General features: G+C 40.2%; 20 protein-coding genes, 1 tRNA gene and 1 CRISPR repeat array. Of the genes, 5 read left to right on the plus strand and 16 right to left on the minus strand.

Going from position 1 to position 20270, the window contains the following annotated elements:
* The first annotated feature begins 57 nt into the window (after positions 1–57).
* Positions 58–570, plus strand: a complete 513-nt coding sequence (locus HWQ42_RS09445; RefSeq protein ID WP_292811275.1) for a TniQ family protein — start codon at positions 58–60, stop codon at positions 568–570.
* 336 nt (positions 571–906) lie between these two features.
* On the opposite strand, the gene HWQ42_RS09450 is transcribed toward HWQ42_RS09445, so the two are convergent.
* The 13 genes from HWQ42_RS09450 to HWQ42_RS09510 all read right to left on the minus strand — a co-directional run bounded on the left by HWQ42_RS09450 (position 907) and on the right by HWQ42_RS09510 (position 12798).
* Positions 907–2271 (minus strand): hypothetical protein, encoded by a 1365-nt coding sequence (locus HWQ42_RS09450; RefSeq protein ID WP_292811277.1) that lies wholly within the window; start codon positions 2269–2271, stop codon positions 907–909.
* Positions 2272–2341: 70 nt separating this feature from the next.
* Positions 2342–2785, minus strand: a complete 444-nt coding sequence (locus HWQ42_RS09455; RefSeq protein WP_292811278.1) for a hypothetical protein — start codon at positions 2783–2785, stop codon at positions 2342–2344.
* Positions 2786–2809: 24 nt separating this feature from the next.
* Entirely contained in the window at positions 2810–3295 is a 486-nt protein-coding gene (locus HWQ42_RS09460; protein WP_292811280.1) for a hypothetical protein, read from the minus strand.
* A gap of 267 nt (positions 3296–3562) precedes the next feature.
* Positions 3563–4267 (minus strand): M48 family metallopeptidase, encoded by a 705-nt coding sequence (locus HWQ42_RS09465; protein WP_292811282.1) that lies wholly within the window; start codon positions 4265–4267, stop codon positions 3563–3565.
* Position 4268: 1 nt separating this feature from the next.
* Entirely contained in the window at positions 4269–7319 is a 3051-nt protein-coding gene (locus HWQ42_RS09470) for a type I restriction endonuclease subunit R (protein WP_292811284.1), read from the minus strand.
* Positions 7320–7459: 140 nt separating this feature from the next.
* Positions 7460–7645 carry a type II toxin-antitoxin system Phd/YefM family antitoxin gene (locus HWQ42_RS09475; RefSeq protein ID WP_292811287.1) on the minus strand — a complete coding sequence of 62 codons (186 nt, stop codon included), beginning with the start codon at positions 7643–7645 and terminating at the stop codon, positions 7460–7462.
* Positions 7645–7860, minus strand: a complete 216-nt coding sequence (locus HWQ42_RS09480) for a hypothetical protein (RefSeq protein ID WP_292811289.1) — start codon at positions 7858–7860, stop codon at positions 7645–7647. The genes HWQ42_RS09475 and HWQ42_RS09480 overlap by 1 nt, the downstream gene beginning before the upstream one ends.
* Complete coding sequence (locus HWQ42_RS09485) at positions 7847–8128, minus strand: hypothetical protein (RefSeq protein WP_292811291.1); 282 nt, start codon at positions 8126–8128, stop codon at positions 7847–7849. Before HWQ42_RS09485 ends, HWQ42_RS09480 begins: the two co-directional genes overlap by 14 nt.
* Before the next feature lie 209 nt (positions 8129–8337).
* Complete coding sequence (locus HWQ42_RS09490; protein WP_292811293.1) at positions 8338–9687, minus strand: restriction endonuclease subunit S; 1350 nt, start codon at positions 9685–9687, stop codon at positions 8338–8340.
* Complete coding sequence (locus HWQ42_RS09495; protein WP_292811295.1) at positions 9681–10235, minus strand: hypothetical protein; 555 nt, start codon at positions 10233–10235, stop codon at positions 9681–9683. Before HWQ42_RS09495 ends, HWQ42_RS09490 begins: the two co-directional genes overlap by 7 nt.
* A gap of 52 nt (positions 10236–10287) precedes the next feature.
* A CRISPR array of direct repeats spans positions 10288–10619; the repeat unit is 37 nt; unit sequence GTTTCCACAGCCCTCCCGTTAGGTGGTGGGTTGAAAG.
* A gap of 428 nt (positions 10620–11047) precedes the next feature.
* Positions 11048–11120 (minus strand) — tRNA-Ala (locus HWQ42_RS09500).
* 65 nt (positions 11121–11185) lie between these two features.
* Positions 11186–11914 (minus strand): HAD family phosphatase, encoded by a 729-nt coding sequence (locus HWQ42_RS09505; RefSeq protein WP_292811297.1) that lies wholly within the window; start codon positions 11912–11914, stop codon positions 11186–11188.
* Positions 11911–12798, minus strand: a complete 888-nt coding sequence (locus HWQ42_RS09510) for a class I SAM-dependent methyltransferase (RefSeq protein WP_292811299.1) — start codon at positions 12796–12798, stop codon at positions 11911–11913. Before HWQ42_RS09510 ends, HWQ42_RS09505 begins: the two co-directional genes overlap by 4 nt.
* 311 nt (positions 12799–13109) lie before the next feature.
* Here HWQ42_RS09510 and HWQ42_RS09515 point away from each other — a divergent pair, with 311 nt between their 5' ends.
* From HWQ42_RS09515 to HWQ42_RS09525, 3 genes are all read left to right on the plus strand, one after another.
* A complete protein-coding gene (locus tag HWQ42_RS09515) occupies positions 13110–14291 on the plus strand; it encodes an RtcB family protein (protein ID WP_292811301.1) in 1182 nt (393 codons plus the stop codon).
* Between the two features lie 219 nt (positions 14292–14510).
* Positions 14511–15410, plus strand: coding sequence for a helix-turn-helix domain-containing protein (locus HWQ42_RS09520; protein ID WP_292811304.1), 900 nt, complete (start codon positions 14511–14513; stop codon positions 15408–15410).
* Between the two features lie 106 nt (positions 15411–15516).
* Positions 15517–16329 (plus strand): class I SAM-dependent methyltransferase, encoded by an 813-nt coding sequence (locus tag HWQ42_RS09525; RefSeq protein WP_292811306.1) that lies wholly within the window; start codon positions 15517–15519, stop codon positions 16327–16329.
* An 8-nt stretch (positions 16330–16337) separates the two neighbouring features.
* On the opposite strand, the gene HWQ42_RS09530 is transcribed toward HWQ42_RS09525, so the two are convergent.
* Both HWQ42_RS09530 and HWQ42_RS09535 read right to left on the minus strand, forming a co-directional pair.
* On the minus strand, positions 16338–17240 hold the full coding sequence (locus HWQ42_RS09530) for an Rpn family recombination-promoting nuclease/putative transposase (RefSeq protein WP_292811322.1): 903 nt from the start codon (positions 17238–17240) through the stop codon (positions 16338–16340).
* Positions 17241–17402: 162 nt separating this feature from the next.
* Positions 17403–18704: a dihydrolipoamide acetyltransferase family protein gene (locus tag HWQ42_RS09535; RefSeq protein WP_292811308.1), complete on the minus strand. Its 1302-nt coding sequence runs from the start codon at positions 18702–18704 to the stop codon at positions 17403–17405.
* Positions 18705–19211: 507 nt separating this feature from the next.
* On the opposite strand from HWQ42_RS09535, the gene HWQ42_RS09540 reads away from it, so the two are divergent.
* Entirely contained in the window at positions 19212–19733 is a 522-nt protein-coding gene (locus tag HWQ42_RS09540; protein ID WP_292811310.1) for a hypothetical protein, read from the plus strand.
* Positions 19734–19781: 48 nt separating this feature from the next.
* Here the strand turns inward: HWQ42_RS09540 and HWQ42_RS09545 are convergent, their stop codons facing one another.
* Entirely contained in the window at positions 19782–20231 is a 450-nt protein-coding gene (locus HWQ42_RS09545) for a YlqD family protein (RefSeq protein WP_012412623.1), read from the minus strand.
* Positions 20232–20270 lie beyond the last annotated feature (39 nt).

Raw genomic sequence — 20270 nt, forward strand, 5'->3', positions numbered from 1 at the left:
GGCTAAAGTGGCATATTTGCTTTGAGTTCAAGCTGTTTAGGTATTGAGATGTAAGTTATGGAGCCAGAAGCGGTTCAACGTCCGCCTTGGTATGTAGAACCCAACGAAGGGGAGAGTATTAGTCACTATTTTGGACGATTTAGGCGACACGAAGCAGTTTGCGTCTCGTCTCCTGGGAGTTTAAGTAAAGCCGCAGGAATTGGCCCAGTATTAGCAAGGTGGGAGAAATTTCGATTGAATCCGGTTCCCAGTCAAAAGGAATTAGAGGCGATCGCAAAACTAATAGGTTTAGACGCAGACAAAATAGTTCAAATGCTACCGCCAAAAGGCGAAAAGATGAAGCTTGAGCCAATTCGTTTATGTGCGGCTTGTTATGCTGAGAAATCATATCACCGCCTAGAGTGGCAGTTTCAATCAACGGTGGGGTGCGATGATCATAAGCTACGTTTGTTGTCAGAGTGTCCCTTTTGCAAAGAGCGTTTTGCTATCCCTGCTTTGTGGGAAGAGGGAGAATGCAAAAAATGTCATGCGCTTTTTAAAAGTATGAAAAAGAGACAGAAAGCCTACTAAGCAATACTTCCAGGCAAATTTTTTGCTTTACTTAGGTGTTCCAGAGATTGTTATTATCTACACTTTCTCAAAAAATGTGTAGGCGTAGCCCGTCGTAGACATCGCTACCAGTTACGTTTGCAAACCAGATGTAGAAACTGCGAAATATCTTTTTCAAGTCTCGTAGCTCGGAAGGCGAAGCAATAAAAAATAGACGGGAACGAACCACGTCTCTAGGCAATAAAAAATTTATGTATCAAAGCTTTTACGCTGCATCTGCCACTAGCAAGCCATTAACAGCTATACCGAAGTGTGATCGCCATTAATTGGGTTTATTAACAAAGTTTATTAAATTAGTTATGGAATTGGAATTCCAGATAATCTTAGAGCTAACTTGAAAACTTCTTTTGCTGCCTCAGTTACAGTAGTTTTAGCAGCCGTATCACTTAAAGATTGACCCCACTTAACCAGCTTTTCCATAACTGTAGGGTTATTCTGAGCTTGAGTAGCTAAATCCTGTGCAACCTGTTGTTGAGCAACTTCTGAACTAGCTCCTTTATTCTGTAGTTGAACCAAAAGTTCTTCAATCTCTGCTGCTACTTCAGCTAAACTCTGCTTTTGCTCTGATGAATAATCATTGAGAATACCACCGTACTGATTTCCTTCAGCATATCCACCTCCGAACTTTGCACCACGTAGGTCATTTCCTTGATTTTTTGACATATAGCTTTCTGTTAGGGCATTAAGTTGAATATTATTATTATAAATAGGTCTTGTATCTATACTTTTTTGGTCTCCAACCTCTACTGGCTGGCTCAATGGAATAGTATATTTTTCTGGAATATCCCTATCGAATACTTCTAAAGAGTTATGCAGACTATTTTGGGGAAAAACAAGAGGGTATATCTTTTCATTAAGAAAACTAGACCATTCTTTACTATGTTTTAATTTAAATAGACTTTCACCATTTATATTAGAGATTAATTGAAGCCAATCTCTCTCCCATAAAAGTCTTTTAATTTTAGATACAGACAGGTGTTTTCTATCATCTGGTAAAATAATTGAAGTATCAAAAAACGAAAAATCAGTCATACAAATTGCATCAGATTCATTTAAGAAACTCTCAATATAAGCTTTTGTTATTAAAACGTTAATATTATTTTTTATCCACAAAGATTCTTTATCTCTCCATAGCAAAAGAGGAACAACAAAATCAGATATAAATGCAGAATCCTCCAGCTTTTCTGGAACTTTTGACAGTTCAAGTTCAAAATTTTCGACTGTTGAGTAAGATGTTTTTGAAAAAAACCTTTTCCAAATACTACTATTATCTATATTACTAATCCAGTTTTGTGTAATGTCTTCTGTAGCACTTTGATTGCGGGGTATCCATGTAGCAGAAATAGAAAGGCTAGACTGTGATTCAAGAGATTTAAAATATATGGGATAACGATTTCTATCGGTTGAATATTGCTCCTTCTTTTTTTCAACAAACTCTAAGACATTCATTGAACTAGAAACCAGTCCAAGATAACCAAATTCACTAAATTCTTGTAGTTCATCAAAAATTTTTTTAGCAAAAGGAGATTCAAAATAGTTTGATGCAGGAATGACAATCTTGTCTGAACATAGAAGGAAGGCTAATCTAATAGAAAATCGAAGTTCTTGATAGATTTTTTTAGAATTTTTGAGACCAAATAAAGTGATTAATTCATTATCCAAAAAGTGTACTAGTATTTTGCCTATCATTCATTTGTTTACTTTTTATAATCAGATTTTTTGGTAAAATAAGTTATTTATTTTTAGAGTAAATAGAGGAATTATATTCTTCTATCAATGAATTAATATTTCCTTGAAGTGGTTTTATATCCCAAGCAATCAATTCATCTTTGAAACCTTCATATATATCATAGAGAAGAAATATTTGCCTTTGTTTATAAAATGCTATAGCAATCTCTGCAAAGGTATTACCACCTATATAATTAGGAATATGATTTTTGGTAGAATTTACTACTAAAATTGCAAAAACATTATTATTGATAATTTCTTCAAAATGCCTTTTTGAAACTTTTCGTTTGAACTCATTAAATTCATCTCTTGAAAGTTGTTTTATTAATTCTCCTTCATTTTCAGGAACTAGACAAGGAATATTATTTCTCATTAAAATATTTTGATATTTTAACATTTCTTCATAATTAGACATACTACCGCATATTACAATATGTTTTTTTCCCATACTAACACCTATAAATCATGTACTTTAATCTTGATACTTTCCTAAGAATAAATCATTATGTAACTTTTCTAAAACTGTTTTACTGCTAACCTCTAAAGTTTCAGGTAATTTTCCATGATTTAAGAAATATTTACTAAAATCTTTTGGACTCCAGATAGAATTTGGCGGCAAAAAAATAGGCAAATCTTTTGGAGTTTCACTGAAAAATAATTTTATTTTACGTTCTACAACTCGTCCTATTTCATATGCCGTAGTACGTCCAATATAACCGTTAGGACAAAATGTATATACAAAACTTGATCTTAAGATTCTATGAAAAGCTATGAGTTGTATTTCTACAGGAGAGGAGTTTGAGTCATCACTTTCAAGTAATACAAACTCCTCATCCGAGTTTATCACTTGTGATTTTGTGGGAGAAAGAATAAAAAGTCCTGCACTTTCAAATAAATCTATGAGACCTCTAATTTCTCTGTAATATTTACGAAAGCTACCAATTATAGAACCCTGCATAATTTATTGAAGATTTTACATATTTTTTTAAAATTAATACTATCCTAATAAATTACATTTTATCTAAGCAAATTAATATCATACTATAAACTAATTACTTTAAATTAATTATTAAATGCTGGTGTTAGTAAATATTAGCTAATTACTGAAGTTTAGTCAACAAAGATAGCTAATAGGATGTTTTTGCTTAACCTTTATGTTGGTTTCATAACACGTCATAGAAAATAGCGATCGCCTGCTCCTCCAAAATCTGGCTGAAAGTCAAACTCAATAACTTCCAAGGGGGGAGCGATTCAACTCATCCTTATAAAATTTCCAATTCGGCATAAATTTATTCATGAAAGCCACGAAGCGATCGCCATGATTGCGTTCTAACAGATGTACCATTTCGTGAACTACAACATATTCTAGGCAGTGCTTGTCTTTTTTCGCTAGTTCGAGGTTGAGCCAGATACGTTTTGCTTGGATGTTACAAGTACCCCATTTGGTTTTCATCAGCTTTACGCCCCAGTCTTCAACCTGGACTCCCATGTTCTTTTGCCACTTTTCGATTAATGGGGGAATTTCTTGTTTTAACTGCTGTCGATACCAGGACATTATGACTTGTTGGCGTTGCGCTTCATTACTTCCTTCTCTAACATAAAGGTCGATATAAGTATTATTTCTAACTTCTACTTTGGGATTGCCCAGACAATAAATGACGTTTAATAAATAGCGTTTGCCTTGAAAATAATGGCTTTCACCAGACACAAATTCTTTTGGTGACTGACGTTCTTGTGCTTCAAAGTTAGCTTGATGCTTTTTAATCCAGGCAAGTTTGGAGATGGCGAATAAACGCACAGCTTCGTCATCAATGTTTAAGGGTGTGGCGATACGTACTCGACCATCGGGAGGATACACTGCCAAGTGCAAGTTTTTAATATCTTTTCTGGCAACGTCTATGACGAGTTCACCGACAGTTATTTGGTGCATCCTAATACTCGCTTTGGCTTTTAACTATTTCAAAAATGCGATCGCAATCTTCAGGGGAATCTAAATATTTCTTAATGGCATTTTTTACTTCGCGCTCTTTCATTATGTTTCCACGCCACCCATCTTTTTTGGTTTTGCGAATCGCGTCATCTATCGCTAGAGATAACGCTTCGTCTTGATTGAGGTTGTCGTATAACGCCCTTTTAGCAGCAGAGTTCAATGATTGAGGATACTGTGATGATCTACTCGGTTGAGCAACTTGTTTACTTAACTCAACAATTCGCTGCAAGTAGGCTTTATAGTTTTGACTGGCTGTTTTTCGCGCTTGGATTAACTCATCCAGCAATGTGGACATTTTTTCAAAATATTTCGGGTTGGTTGGCTGTTGATCGATAATAACTTTGCGTAAGTTGTTTTCGATGGTTTCCGCGACGGCTTCTTGGTTTTGCTTGATGCCTTTGGGTAATGCGTCAACTGCATTTGCACCGCGTTCGACAATCAACTGAATTAGCGTCATATCGTCGAAGGCTGAAATAATTTCGCTTTCTTCTGCGCCGATGTAGGTATCAATCAAGTGACGCATGGCGGGTTCGTAGGCTTTCAAATCAATATAATCACCACTGGCGAGCTTTACTTCTGCGCGTACCTGTTCGTAATGCTTAACTTCTTGTTTAATAACTTCAGTTTCTACTGTAGTGTATCCGGCTTCTGCCATATCATTGGATAGATTAGCATAGGCTCGGATTAAAGCTGATGTGTACTTATAAAGGGCAATGCGCTGTTGTTGATGTTCTTTTATAAGGTCTGGGTTTTCAGTATCGGAGCCGCAGAAATAGCGGATATAGGCATGGGTATCTTGGGGTTGCTCTACAGGTTCGCACAAGGCTTTAATGCTTTCTCTGGAATTTTCTAGGCGTTCTCTGCCTTTTGCGATTCTGTCACTCAATAATCCATCGATGTCGTCTGGTTCGTAGTCTTCAAATGCTTCGCTGGTGTAATCATTAATTGATTTTTCCAGGCTTTTAAATAGGTCTTTATAGTCGATGATGTAGCCATATTCTTTATCTTCACCATCCAAACAATTGACGCGACAAATGGCTTGAAATAGTCCGTGGTCGCGCATGGTTTTGTCGATGTAGAGATAAGTGGCAGAAGGTGCATCGAATCCCGTCAGCAACTTATCGACTACAATCAGCAGCTTCATTTGGGCTGGTTGTTCGACAAATTTCTTTTTAACTTCGTCTTCAAATACTTCTGGCGCTTTTCCGTTAAGCATTTTTTGATAAATTTCGTACTGGCGTAATTTTTCCGTCAGTTCCTCTTCTCCCGTACTTTCGCCTTTGATGTCTTTCGGGGAAGGTTTGTAGGAGGTGACAATGGCACATTTGGTAAAACCACCACTTTGGAATAACTCGTAATATTTACAAGCTTGGTAAATGCTACCGGAGATGAGCATAGCGTTACCATAACCACTTTGCAAGCGGTCTTTAGTTTCAAAATCTAGTAGAATATCGCCGACAATTCTTTCCAGTCGGGATTTTGAACTGAGAACTTTTTGCAGATTTCCCCAGCATTTCTTGAGTTGGGTTTTGGCGTGTTCTGTTAAGCCTCTAGTTTTGGCTTCAAACCACTGGTCAATTTTGGTTTGTGAGGTAATGTTTTGGTCAACATTGCGAGCTTCGTAACGTAAATCAAGGATAACTTGGTCGGCTACGGCTTTTTTAAATGTGTAGGTGTGAATGTAATCACCAAAAACGTTGATGCTGTTGTGCTTGTCTTTTTTGAGTAAGGGTGTGCCAGTAAAGCCTATGAATACAGCATTGGGTAGGATTTCTTTCATTGCGTCGTGCAGCGTGCCTGATTGGGTGCGATGGCATTCATCCACAAATACATAGATATCGCCTTTGGCGCTAAAGTCGCTGGACAGGCTGCGCTTGAGTTCTTCGATGTAGCTGTTATAGTCTGCGTCGTCTGCCTTGTCTTTCTTGCCAAATTTGTGGATTAGGGAGCAAAGTAACCAGGTGGTGGTGCTGTTAAGTTTGTTAATCAGGTCTTGACCGCTTGTAGTGCGGTAAATGGCTTCGTTGACTCCCTTAAAGACACTCTCAATTTGCTTGTCTAGTTCATCTCGATCAGTAATTATCAGAACACGAGCATCAGTAATGTTTTCCCGAATCCATTTAGTTAGCCAAACCATTGTCAGGCTTTTACCACTGCCTTGAGTATGCCAAATAATACCCCCCTCTCGGCGACGGAGGTAAGATTGGGCAGCATTAACCCCAAAATACTGGTTATGGCGGCAGACTTTTTTAATACCCCGGTCAAAAACAATAAAGTCGTGAATTAACTCTAGAAAGCGTTCTTTGGTGCAAAGTTGCCGCAGGTGTTTATCTAAAGGGTCGGTGATGTCGCTGTTAGTATCTTCTTTCCAAGTGAGGAAGTATTTTTCTGGGGTTTCAATTGTGGCGTAACGGAGTCCTTCGGTGTCGTTACCTGCCATGACAAAGTGCATGGTGGTGAAGAAGGATTTAATAAATATGGATTTTTGGTTATCTAGGTTTTGGCGGATGCCTTCAGAGACGGAAACGGTGCTGCGTTTAAGTTCGAGTACACCGATCGCAATACCATTAACATAAAGTACGATATCTGGGCGTTTGGTGTTTTCGCCTTTGACTGTGACTTCTTCGGCGATCGCAAAATCATTTTCTAGTGGTTTTTCCCAGTTGATCAGCCAAACGGTTTGGGTGTTCTCGCCAACTTCTTCTTTGACATTAACCCCATAGCGCAGGAGGCTATAAACCTGTTTGTTGATGTCATAAAGGCTTTTGCTTTGGTCGCCTGCGACTTTGTTGAGTTCATACAAGGCTTTGGTGATGAGGCTGTTGCTGTAGCCTTGTTTGTCGCGTAGGAAGGCGGTGAGGATTTCCGTTTCGATGTTGCTGTTGTTAGGTCGGTCGTGCCAATCACCCAGATAGCGATACTTTAATTGTTGCTGGAATAGTTGCACAATGCGGTTTTGGGTTTGGCGTTCGCGTTGTCCGACCTGGCTCATAGCAACCCTCTTACTGTGATAATCACGGTTTTACTCAGCTTTAAATATGACACTGTTAATCAAACTATGTCATCTTTATCTGTGTCATCCGTGAATTTTCAGCAAATACCAAAGCCAGATGAGGGTATCAAATAACAGCTTCATGGGTGTGCTTCCCATGTGGTAGCAGGGATTACTGGAGCAATCACATCTCCCAATATTTCGCCGCTACCCTTCATTGCTCCAAATGCTGGGCGCTGGGGTTGAGGGGTGGCAGGATAGATAATGACTAAGGGTTCCCCATCATGGGTAACGGTTAAGGGTGTTTTGGTGCGTTCTTGGCTCATTATTGTTCCTGGTTCTTGGGGTCAGATATTTTTTGGCGTTGCTTAATGTCTGTGAGGATTTCATCCATCGTTAGCTGATCGAGCCATTGATGACGTTCTTGGGTGTAGTCTCCATTTCCCTTCTCAAATTGGCGAATAAACCGGATAGCATCAGGATATCCCAAAGCATCTACTAAGGCTTGAAAGCCTTTTCTATATAATTCAATCGGGGTCATTTTCTCCTCCTTCTATGAGGTTAGTAGTAACTTCTGCTAACCAGAGCATTGGGTTAGCAACTATTATGTTTAAGTTATTCTTATAGTTTAATGCTCTTGACAATAGACGGTTATCTGTTGTCAAGAAAATGTCGGCGTTCCCTTCAGCACAAGCGATATGAAGCGCATCAAAATTTTTAATATTAAAGTTTGTTAATTCTATAGCTCGTCTAGAGATTTCTTCGGTGACTAAAATTTGATGTTGAGCGATCGCTAATGCTTCAAGCACCTGTTCTCTTCTGGTTACATCTGGGGTTTGTGCAATTTCCGATTCTAGGGCTGTGCTACTGACTAATTCCCATCCTCCATCTCGACAACGGCTGATAATTTCTAAAATTGCTTCTGTTTCTAAACGAATTCACGGCTGTGTTTGGTCGTCAAATGAACGATTTAAACAACAAACATCAAGATATATTTTATATTTTTTACCCATATAATTTAATTATTTAAATCATATTTTAGGCGAGTTGTTCCGGTTAATAATTCTTGCATCATGCCCTGCTTGACGGCTTTGTATTTGTCGCGCTTTTGTTCTAAGGCTGCAATTTCTGTATCCATGTCCTTGAGAATTTGCGCGATCGCTTTCTGTTCTGGAAGAGAGGGAAAGGGAATTTTTAGCTGCTTAAAATACGAAAGACCTATAGTTTTGATAGTATTGCCGATTGCAATTCTTTCAAACTCAGACTTTTCTGTTTGCAACCAATAGTAAAGAAAATGGTTATTTAATTGTGAACCACAGTGCCAAGCCATAAAGTGCTGACTCACCGCCATCACATCTTTTGTAATGGCGCTCTTTCCAACCCCGGCATCCCGCGATAGAACGACAGACCCTGATGGGTGCAAAACTGCTGAAGAGTTTGCAATTCCTGCGGGCGTAATTTTTTCGGCGGTATTGTCAATATATAAATTGTCAAGGAGGTTAGAATCTTTCAATGATATCCACTTGATTTCTCCATTCCAGTATTCCGGATGCTTTTTATCTGGCGTGTGACCACTTCCGCGTTTTGCAACCGAATCAAGTAAAACTACTTCCCAATCATTAGGAATCATCCCTACTTCAGTCTGTTTGTAACCCTCCGAGGTTTTTTTTCCCATCACCACACGATCCCCATCCTTACTAAAATCGGGCAGGCGTTTTTTGCCCGTGAGGAGTTGCTGCATCATGCCTTGCTTGGTGTTGCGCTTTTTGGTGATGATGCGATCACACTCTGTAATCAGGGCATCGACATCGCTGAGGGATTGGGCGATCGCTTTCTGTTCGGGAGGAGGGGGGATAGGAACAGCAATTTCTAATAATTTGTTTGGAGAAGTATGCTTAACCTTTGTACCTGCCGCAGTTTCACGCACCTTAAGCCTAAATTTTTTAGAGTTAAAGATGTAGTATAAAAAGTCAATTTCAATATCAGATGAAATAGGTTTAACTTTACCAAGTCGTTGGTTATGAAGATAATTGCCTGATTCAGGAATAATTGCAGCACTACCTAGTAAACCATCAGCTTGTTCAGTCATAGCCACAATTAAATCCTTACTCCGTAGTAAATAGCCATCAGGTAATGGGCCATCGTAATACTTTTGCTTTTCTCCTACGTCTCGAAAACCACCTTCTTCATAAAAATGACCTGGAGTAGTTAGCCGATATAAACCTTGAGAATTAAAATATTGGCTTTGAAATCCAAACCCATGTACTATTACTATTTTGCCTTGAAGGATTTCGTAATTCCAATCTTTAGGAATTATTCCCCAATCTGTCTGCTTGTAGCTATCAGTAATATTCTTTATTATCACCACACCATTCCCATCTTTTGAAGATGCCCCTCAACCTTACTCGTCAACCCCTCAACTTTACTCGTCAACTGCGGCAAAGGCGTATCATACCGTTCAGCCAATTCCTGAATTCGCTGCGCCAACCGTTGCGAAATCCGATCCATCTCAGAAGCGATCGCTTGTCGCAATGTCGGCATCCATTTATCATCTACCACCAGCGTTTTAATCTCGTCCTCCGTTATATCCCCGTATTTTGTTAAAACATAATTATCCAAAAATTGAGTCAATACTTTAATTTGTTTACTAATTTCCGCCTCTTGCTCAATCAGCTTTAAATAAGCCTTTAACACCTTTAACTCATCTGCAAACGTGGCATCATTCTTGATTGCCTTAATGCGATCATTGACATTCGCTTTGGTAATTTTGCCACTGTCATTGGTGACTTCTTCCAGCAAACCTTCCTCACCGCCATGTTCTTCTTGCAGTTCCTCCTGCTGGCGAACAATTTCATCCTTTTTCGTTTCCAGTTCTTCAATCGCCGCCTGTTCAGTTTGAAAATAGCGGTTAATCATCAACTCCTTGGGAATCAGTTCGCAGACATAATCTGTTACTGCACCTTTCTTATTCATCACAGCCCTCCCGTTAGGTGGTGGGTTGAAAGCAATCAGACATAGAACAACGGTTCTGGGACAAAATTGTTTCCACAGCCCTCCCGTTAGGTGGTGGGTTGAAAGGAAATCTGGATAAATATATTTTTGTACAACGCCAAATGTTTCCACAGCCCTCCCGTTAGGTGGTGGGTTGAAAGTGCCCTGGTGATTTTTTCGTGAACGACCACGAGCAAGTTTCCACAGCCCTCCCGTTAGGTGGTGGGTTGAAAGCAACAGCATGAGTAATTCGGGCGTTTTGGAAGTTATCTGTTTCCACAGCCCTCCCGTTAGGTGGTGGGTTGAAAATTCTTATGATTGAAGACACCACTTTAGCGATATAATTTTGTATTAGGGTGGTTTGAAAGGAGTGCTGCGATCGCACGTAGAAACGCAGCTATTTTATAGTAATGGAGCCTCTGCTTGGGTGAAAACAGCAAAAGAAGAGGTTATATATTTTTGTAATTAGACTGCAAATAAAGTTCTTTAAAGCTATTCTTGTAATTTAAAGAGCCTTGGGCTTGCTGTAATAAATTAAATCAGAAAACATATATTTAGCCGACTTCTACAGGCGGATTTTGGACAATAATTCTTTAAAACTGGTTTCAACTCTGGACAATAATTCTTTAAAACGATTTAATTGCTGAAAGCCGCTAAAATACGTAACTTATGCCCCTGAATTTGGAAAAAATGGACATTAATTCTTTAAAACTGACAATAATTATTTAATGTACTAATGGAGAATAACGGATTCGAACCGATGGCCTCTGCGGTGCGATCGCAGCACTCTACCAACTGAGCTAATTCCCCTTAATCGGTACTAAGTTAAGAGTACTATTACTCATTAACTCAAAACATTACCACCATAAATTATTCTAACATTCAGTTACCGATGGTTGAGGCTGTTTTTGGGAATAAACTTTTTGCACCCGTTCGAGTTCCAAATCACTGAGATAATCAACAGTCCAGTTACAGCAGCGCTGAAGCATGTGGAATGGGTAAGTATTCGCTACACCAACAACTTGCATTTGCGATCGCTTCGCTGCTTCGATACCTGCTGGAGTATCTTCAATTGCCAGACACTCTTGTGGTTGGAGATTGAATTCGGGATATTCTTTATTCAAGCGTTTTACTGCCAGTAAATAACCATCGGGTTCTGGTTTACTGGTGGTGATGTCATCACCCGCGACGATAATTTTAAAATATTCAGTTAGTTTAGCGCGATTCAGTACCAATTCTATTTCTTTGCGAATCGCGCCACTAACTAATCCTAGTTTTAGATTGCGCGATCGCACCTGAAATATTAAGTCTTCTACACCTGGATATAAAGGCAGTTTCTTTATTTTTTCTAGTTCCACCGTATAAGCTTGGGCTTTGCGGTACAGCAACTGAGTTAAATAGTTTTCATTGGCTACTCTACCACGATTAGCGAGTAGTTGCTGAAAACAAGCGCGATCGCTGCGTCCTAAAGAAGCTTGACGCTCGCTCACCTTTTGGGGTTGGAGATTTTCTTCAACGAGAATCTCATCGATCAGTTGCAGGTGGATTGGCTCATCGTTAATGATGACACCATTAAAATCAAAGAGAACTGCCTTTAAACTCATGCCATTATGCCAAACGCTGGAGAACCAAGTCCCTCCAAATCATTATTATCTACTGATGTGGGAGTATACTGACGGACATTTTCGGTTGCTATTGGTTTAATGCCGCTAGTTACCTGATTTATCCACCATACATCCTGCGATCGCACCGCTTCAAATCCGGCTGCACGCATATTCGCTTCTGTACTACTAGCAGCATACTCACGAATATATGGCTCCTCAAAAACATCATTGAGCCATTCTAACTGACGCAGAGTCTTCTGATTCCCATCGAGAATTAATACTTGTCCTCCAGTTACCAGCAAGCGGAAGCTTTCTCGCAGAATTGCTAGAGACACTGCATCTGGTGTTTCGTGGAATAGTAAAGAAGCTGTTACTAAGTCAAATGTTGCGTCACTCAAACCAGTTTTTTCAGCATTTCCGTGTCGCCAGACTATCTCCAAGCCAGCATTTCTAGCTTTATCTTCCGCCCTTACCAACATATAGGGTGATAAGTCCAAACCAATAACTTCCGCATCCGGGAAAGCTTGTTTTAACATTAAGGTAGTGGAACCAGTGCCGCAGCCTAAATCGAGTATGCGTCGTGGTTTCACCTGGACAGCATCAACTAAAGCTTGACGTACAATACTTTCATTAGGCGGTAGAACGTATTGAGTAACCGGATCGTAAGTAACTGCTGCATCGGAATTGAGATATCCGCCAGCAATACCGTGAAAGTTTTGATTACTGTAGTACGACGGAATTATGACATCATCTCGCCGATAGAGATCGCTCTCTTTCTCCCAGTCAATACTATCAGCGTAACGCCGTAACCCATCTTCATCAATCAAAAGACGCACTACAGGGGATAAAAAACGTTCCCAGATTGTATCTTGACGCACTGCCATATTGTGTCGGAACTTTAAGGAGCTATTTAAACACAGTGATTTTCTTTACAAATTTTAATACATTGGGAAAACATTTGCTTTCTCCCTGTGGTGATAGATTGACGCTTGTAATCAACTTTGTTACATTTGTAATACAAAAATGTAATTCCTAAAAGTAGTTCTTCAGCTTCACGAAAATTCAGGGAGTCAAATGAAAGACAGTACAACATATAAATTGCTACAACTAACTAGGTAATGGGTTATATGTCATACCGATAAGTGTCACTGCCCTATACCAAATCCAAAATCTAAAATCCAAAATAGAAAAAATTATGCCCTACGAAAGGTTAGAAATTACCACACCAGCACCCGTCTTATCTTGGGCAAATCACTCTTTGGGCCCAGAAGAAACCAAGATGGCTAAGAATGTGGCATCATTACCATTTGTATTTAAGCACGTGGCATTAATGCCAGATGTTCACTTAGGAAAAGGTGCTTTAGTGGGTTCTGTAATTGCAACCAAAGAGGCAATTATCCCAGCGGCTGTCGGTGTGGATATTGGTTGCGGTATGAGCGCTATCAAAACAGCATTTACCGCCGAACAACTAGAAGGTAAACTAAAGAAAATCCGCTTGGATATTGAAGCAGCAATTCCGACTGGATTCAACGAAAATAAAGACGTTGAAAAATCCGTCAGCAATTGGCAACACTGGGATGATTTTAAAGACTTGCATCGCGGTGTGCAAGACTTACAAAGTAAAGCAATGAAACAGATGGGTTCTCTCGGTGGAGGAAATCACTTTATTGAAGTGTGCCTTGATACAGAGAATCAAGTTTGGCTAATGCTGCATTCTGGTTCGCGTAACATTGGCAATAAACTCGCCCAGTGTCATATTCACACAGCCAGAGAATTAGCAAAAATGACAGGTAATAAATTGCCTGACCCAGATTTGGCTCACTTTGTCGCTGGTACGCCAGAATTCCAGGCATATTGGCACGATTTGCAATGGTCACAAAACTATGCGCGTGTCAACCGCGATGTGATGATGGCGCGTTTTAAGCACATAGTTGAGAAGCATCTGGCAGGTGGGAAGGCAACTAAACCTTTATTGCAGGTTAATTGTCATCACAATTACGCCGAAAAAGAAGTGCATTTTGATGAGGATGTGTACGTTACTCGTAAGGGTGCAGTCCGCGCCCAGACTGAAGATTATGGGATTATTCCTGGTTCGATGGGGGCGAAGTCTTTCATCGTTAAGGGTAAAGGTAATGCTCATAGCTTTTGTTCTTGCTCTCACGGTGCAGGACGTTTGATGTCTAGAAATAAGGCAAAAAATGTCTATACGCTTGATGATTTGATAGAGCAAACAAATGGCGTAGAATGCCGCAAAGATGAGGGTGTGTTAGATGAAATTCCTGGTGCTTATAAGCCGATAGAACAAGTTATGGCAAATCAAGCGGATTTGGTTGAAGTTGTAGCGGCGCTTAAGCAAGTTCTTTGTGTTAAGGGATAAGTTTGTAGGGTGGGTAATGCCCACCTTTTTTATTTTTTTAAACGCAGAGGCACGCTGAGGTAAGCGCAGAGGTACGCTGAGGAAGAAATGATTGTTTTAAGTGAATCGACTGAACAAATAGAGCCATCTGCTAGGGCTAGCGAAAAGAAGTTAATAGTGTAACTTTGTCACGCATTAGCTTACTATCTTTTTTGTAGTAGCTCATAAATGAGTAGCAACGTGAAATCTGAACAACTCTCAGCCATTCATGTGGTAAGCGGAAATCTTGTGCCGATGAGCAGCAAACCTCCTATTTTATCCAGCACTAATCACTGGAACGGGATTGTGCTTGAACAGCATTATTTACCCGCCTTTGAATGTCCAGAGCTTTGTTTACAGCAGCACAGTATTAATATTTGGCTTGGTAATTCATGTCAAATAGACTGGCGGCTAGCAGGTGGAAGGTTACACAGTACGCAGATGAGGAGAGGTTTGGTTAATGTCACTCCAAAGGGGATTCCGACTCAAGCGCGTTGGCACCAGGAAATAAAATTTCTCTTAGTCTCTTTTGATTCGAGTCTATTTAAGAGAGTAGCAGATGAACTAATCATTGGAAGCTATCGCACTATTGAAATTATCCCACAGCGCGGAGTCTGCGATCGCCAAATTCTTCATCTGGGAATGGCACTCAAAGCAGAGCTTGAAGCCGGATGTCCATCTGGTAAACTATATGGTGAATCAGTTGCGATCGCTCTAGCAGCCCATCTCCTCAAAACTTATTCTGGAACACGGCAACTAAACTCAGAGTTTGAGGTTCATCTTTCTAAGCGTCAATTACGGCAGGTAATTGATTATATTTATGACAACTTAGCGCTAGAATTAACGGTGGCAGAACTGGCTAGTCTAGTGAATATGAGTTCTTATTCATTCTGTCGTTGGTTTAAACGTTTAATGGGTCTTTCTCCACATCAATACGTTATTCAATGTCGGATTGAGCGAGCTAAATTTTTACTTGCTTATACTCAATTACCTATTATCGAAATTGCACTTCAAGTTGGCTGTTCTAGCCAAAGCAACTTTACTACCCTTTTTCGGAAGCATATAGGAATCACACCCAAAGCATATAGAGAGATGATATAAATTTTGGGATTTTGCAAGATTTAAACATTTTGAAAGCAAGTTTTCAGAAGACAGAAGTTTCACTCACAATTTATGCTCATAATTGACCAGTGAAATCGAGAATATCATGCAAAATAGTCAATACGAACAACAATATAAGAAAAAAGTTCTTGATTTCTTCGATAGCAGAACTAGTTATGACAACGATTATACAATTCATCGCGCTCTCCCTCTACTAGATTTAGTTCAACTAAAAAAGGGACAAAAAGTATTGGATTTGGCAACTGGCACAGGTATCATTGCCATCGCTGTTTCACAAATTATTGGTTCCGAAGGAAAAGTCACTGGAGTAGATTTTTCTTCAGGGATGCTAACTCAAGCACAACAGAAAATTGAAGAATTAGGCTTACAAAATATCGAACTTATTGAAGCCGATGCTGAGTATATCGACTTTAATGATGAGAGTTTTGATGTTATTTTTTGCTCTACAGCAATAGTCTATTTTAAAGATATTCCTGCTGCTCTACGTAAATGGTATCGTTTTCTCAAACCAGGGGGAGTCATCGGTTTTTCTTGTTGCTCTGAGGAATCTTGTGGAGCGCCACTTATAATCGAAATATGTAACAAACATGGCATTTCGCTGACAAGTATCAATGAGCCAACAGGCACACCCGAAAAATGTCATCATCTGCTTGCAGAAGCTAGGTTTCAAAATATTGAAGTGAAGACCCAACAACTAGGTTTATACCGCAATCTAGAGCAAGCTAAAGAATGGAATGGTGGATGGTTTCATCCTAGAGAAAATCCCTTGTTAGAACTTTCATCAGAGCAAATGGCAGAATTAAAAGCAGAATTTCGTCAAAAAATTGAAGTAGAAACTACCGAGCAAGGAGCTTGGTATGAAAATCTGACTTTTTTTGTAAGTGGTCGAAAGGTTTAAAGCAAACTCTAACTTTCTATTGTATTAAGCCAATTCATCAAATCAGCCTCACTGGCGAAATCTAGTAATACTTCACCCAAGTCCTCTAACTGAGCCAAGGACAACTCTTGCAACCGAGATTGTAACTGAGAATTAATTGAACCAAGCCGACGAGTTAATAGACGTATCACTAGCCTTAGTTCTGATTGTCTTCCTTGTTCAATACCTTGTTCAATACCTTGTTCAATACCTTGTTCAATACCTTGTTCAATACCTCGTTGTCTCCCTTCTTGCAGTCCTTCTTCAAGAATTTCTTGATAAATGGCAGATTCTCTCATATCTTCTCTCCTCAAAAACTGACGAATTAGTTCTGGCTCGAATACCAACCCTGCGAGAAGTTGGGTACATACCGAGATACTTTGCTTGGTGGCTTCTTCTTCAATCATACTCACCTGAACTGCTACCTGTTGAAGTAAGTTTTGAGGAGAATCTGTTCGCGCCAAAGTTGCCAGAGGTAATAAACCAGGAGATAACAATAAAGATTCTGGATCTTGTTCCCAAATTCGGATGACACGGTAATGGTGAGTAGTATTGCTGGCAGTAAATTGATCTACAAAGACAGCTTCTGAAGTTGTCGGTTTAAGAAAAATCACTACCTGCTCGATATCACAATTGTATTGTCGATATAGCCGCACCCAATAGTCCAACATCCGCAGTGGTAAGGGTGGAGTCGATGCTGGTAAGGTTTGAAACTCTAAATGCAGTATTTGATTAGCAGTTTGCAAAAAGGTTACAGAATCGGCACGGATTGGTTCTTGATTTAATTCTGTTTTGAGAATCTGGATATCCGTTGCCTGAGATGCAAGTAAGTAGCGGATAAAATCTTCTGGATACTGCTCAACCAGATATTTCAGGGTGTTGTCGTATGTCACTTTGATATCAGTTTGCACATAAACTCATGTAGAGACGTGATATCGCTACATACTTTGTCCATCAAAAATTTAAGTTTAAGTATTATTTGTTGTTAGCGCTACTCTACGAAAAAGTAATGTTCGCTGATAGCGCTAACATTTAAATTTGGTGTTTTTTCAAAACTACAGTGTCAAAGATTGAGGATTTGTCTCAATCAATTTTGCTAAATCTTGCAAGAACGCCGCAGCATGGGCACCATAAATAATCCGGTGGTCAGAAGTAATATTGACTTGCATTTGTTGACGCACGCCAAATAAACCGTCGGGTGTTGCTACTACTTGCGGACGGGATGCCCCGATCGCTAAAATTGAACCTTGTCCAGGCGGTAAAATCGCATCAAATTTATCTACGCCAAACATCCCCAAATTGGACAGGGTAAAAGTACCACTGTTGTATTCTTGAGGCTGTAGTTGTTTTGCTCTCGCACGTTCTACCAAAGACTTCCAAGTACGCGATAGAGAATATATATCTACTGCGTCTGCATTTTGCAGCACAGGTGTAATTAATCCGCCATCATCCATCGCTACTGCTACGGAAATGTTGATATCAGAATGATAAACAATACCCTGGTCTGAGTAGCTAGCATTTAACAATGGGTGTTTTTGCAATGTCACTGCTACAGCTTTCGCCAGTAGCGCTGTCATTGTCACGCCTTTGGATTTAATTTGTTTATAAAGTTTGTCTAATCCATCGGTGGTAATTGTATAACCGACACGGAAGACGGGCACGGATATGGTAGCTACCATGTTCCGCACTACGGCATTTTGGAAGGTAGTTAAAGGTACGGTTTGACCAGGAACAGCCGCTGCCACGGGTGTAGGTGCTGGTGTGCGAGGTGCTGGGGGTGCTGGGGGTGTGCTGGTTGGTACAGGTGCGGGTGGAGCAACTGGGGTAGGTGCAGGTTGCTTGCCCTTGTTAGACAATGCTTCTACATCTTCGGCGACAATACGACCGTGGGGGCCACTACCTTGGAGTGTAGTTAAATCAACTTTGAGTTCTTTGGCTAACTTGCGGGCACGGGGTGAAGCTACAAGCCTTCCTTCTTTGTGGTTAGACCCGTTTTGAGACACTAAGGCAGGTGTTGCGGCTGAGGCTGTGGCGGCAACTGGTTCAGGGGAAGAGGTAGGAGTAGCAGCCGCACCGCCAGAATTGGCAAGGGATTTCGCCTGTTCAATTTCAGCTTCTGTTTCGGCGATGAAGGCGATCGCAGATCCTACTGGGGCAGTTTCACCAGCTTCAACTATGATATGGGCAAGAAATCCCTCATAAAAGGTTTCTACATCCATATCTGCCTTATCTGACTCTACAACCACCACTGTTTCGCCTTTTTCCACTTTGTCCCCAGGCGATTTCACCCAAGAGACGATTTTGCCTTCCGTCATGGTGGAACTCAGCGCCGGCATAAATACTTCGTGAATGCTCATAGGGTGGTTTGGAAATCAATGGTTTATGGACTTTAACAGTTTTTATCAGATCGAATTGTATCTTGATGGGAGAGTTTTAGACTGTTTATATTTTAGGTTGGGCATTGGGAATTGAGAATTGAGCATGGGGCACTTGTACTGACCGTATCGCTAAAGCGAAAGCTCCGCTAACGCGTAGCGTCTCGAAGAGAAGTCGAAGTATTGGGAATTGGGAATTGGCATTAGTTATTCACTAATGACTAATGGCTCTAGGAACCTAAATATAGCTTAGAGGTCTATAATACAGAGCTATCCTCTATGGGTTAGCCAATATCTCAATCTAGTTTTAGTCATTGACTTGCAAAAACCACCACGAGTTTCTCACAGATTAAATGGGATTGCTATTTAATATTTCTCATAACCACTACTTAAGATACAAGAGCTTCTTACGGATAGAGGATATGGGATGTAGTTCAATCTAGAATTCAAAATTGGTAATAAACCTATTTGAAATTCCTGTTTACTTTTATGTCGGCAAAGCTGAAATTCTTTTTGATTGTGATATTAAGTATCTCTGCCACGGCTGGTACTGGAGTTTATATTATTCAGCACCAGCAATCTGCACCGATTGTTGAGACTAGTGATGAGCAAACCCAGCAGATGGGAGCAATACATCAGTCTCAGGAAGTTGCAGCATTCTCAGAGCGTTCCGATTATCAAACTATACCTTTAGAAAAACTTAACTCATCTCTCCAAGGCAGTAATCCTACTACCCTTGCCCTGAATGCCTTTGAGGAGATAGCAGTGGGAGGATCGCGAAAGATCGAGGTAGTTTATCCGCAACCAAATCAGGCATTAGTGACGATTACGCAAATCAAGCGGGGTAATAATTCAGTTGGGACGGTTAAATATCGAGCGGAGATGACAACCTTTGGGCGATCGCTTTTTATTAGCTCACCTCCAGTGTGGCAAATTGTTTGGGCTGGCTCCCAGGTAGAATGTTGGGCTGGGAGCCGCTCTCAAACTAAGTTAAATCACATCTGTCATTAGTCATTGGTCACAAAACAAATGACAACGGACAAATGACAAATGACAAATTTAAATGTCGCCGCGAATTTCTTCTACAACGCCATCGCGCAGAACGATTTCGACTTGCATTTTGCTAATCAGGTTATCACCGATTTCTACCCGGAAAAAGCCTTCCATTTGGAATTGGTTGACTTCCTGATCTTGCTGGAGAAACTGCACTTGCTGGAGGTTTTGCAGCAACTGATTTTTCTGCTCTAAAAATTCACTTTTCTTTTGATTGACTTGGAGTTGGATATTGTCAATTTGTTGGAGGGTCTGGGGGCCAGGTGGTTGCAGACTCTGCTTTTGAATTGCCGCGATCGCTCTTTGTCCTTCAACGTCTAGCTGTTGCAGTTGCTGATCGAGTTGATTGATTTGGGTTTGCAGCTGCTGTTGTACTTCCTCTTTCCAGAGGGGAGTCACAATAACTTTGACGTTAACGACGCGTTTCAGAAGCAAATTAGATTTGGAGACATCCATAAATATTTCACGTTCACTCTTTACAGTTAGCAGGTGGAA

The organism is Nostoc sp. JL23, from assembly GCF_017115065.1.
GTDB classification, from domain to species: domain Bacteria; phylum Cyanobacteriota; class Cyanobacteriia; order Cyanobacteriales; family Nostocaceae; genus Nostoc; species Nostoc punctiforme_A.

Bases quoted from the DNA above. Each gene is read 5' to 3' on its own strand.
- HWQ42_RS09480 (WP_292811289.1), bottom strand. From the start codon at position 7,860: ATGACCCCGATTGAATTATATAGAAAAGGCTTTCAAGCCTTAGTAGAT.
- HWQ42_RS09505 (WP_292811297.1), bottom strand. From the start codon at position 11,914: ATGAGTTTAAAGGCAGTTCTCTTTGATTTTAATGGTGTCATCATTAAC.
- HWQ42_RS09515 (WP_292811301.1), top strand. From the start codon at position 13,110: ATGCCCTACGAAAGGTTAGAAATTACCACACCAGCACCCGTCTTATCT.
- HWQ42_RS09545 (WP_012412623.1), bottom strand. From the start codon at position 20,231: ATGGATGTCTCCAAATCTAATTTGCTTCTGAAACGCGTCGTTAACGTC.
- HWQ42_RS09445 (WP_292811275.1), top strand. From the start codon at position 58: ATGGAGCCAGAAGCGGTTCAACGTCCGCCTTGGTATGTAGAACCCAAC.
- HWQ42_RS09495 (WP_292811295.1), bottom strand. From the start codon at position 10,235: ATGATTAACCGCTATTTTCAAACTGAACAGGCGGCGATTGAAGAACTG.
- HWQ42_RS09470 (WP_292811284.1), bottom strand. From the start codon at position 7,319: ATGAGCCAGGTCGGACAACGCGAACGCCAAACCCAAAACCGCATTGTG.
- HWQ42_RS09525 (WP_292811306.1), top strand. From the start codon at position 15,517: ATGCAAAATAGTCAATACGAACAACAATATAAGAAAAAAGTTCTTGAT.
- HWQ42_RS09510 (WP_292811299.1), bottom strand. From the start codon at position 12,798: ATGGCAGTGCGTCAAGATACAATCTGGGAACGTTTTTTATCCCCTGTA.
- HWQ42_RS09540 (WP_292811310.1), top strand. From the start codon at position 19,212: ATGTCGGCAAAGCTGAAATTCTTTTTGATTGTGATATTAAGTATCTCT.
- HWQ42_RS09455 (WP_292811278.1), bottom strand. From the start codon at position 2,785: ATGGGAAAAAAACATATTGTAATATGCGGTAGTATGTCTAATTATGAA.
- HWQ42_RS09460 (WP_292811280.1), bottom strand. From the start codon at position 3,295: ATGCAGGGTTCTATAATTGGTAGCTTTCGTAAATATTACAGAGAAATT.
- HWQ42_RS09465 (WP_292811282.1), bottom strand. From the start codon at position 4,267: ATGCACCAAATAACTGTCGGTGAACTCGTCATAGACGTTGCCAGAAAA.
- HWQ42_RS09535 (WP_292811308.1), bottom strand. From the start codon at position 18,704: ATGAGCATTCACGAAGTATTTATGCCGGCGCTGAGTTCCACCATGACG.
- HWQ42_RS09475 (WP_292811287.1), bottom strand. From the start codon at position 7,645: ATGAGCCAAGAACGCACCAAAACACCCTTAACCGTTACCCATGATGGG.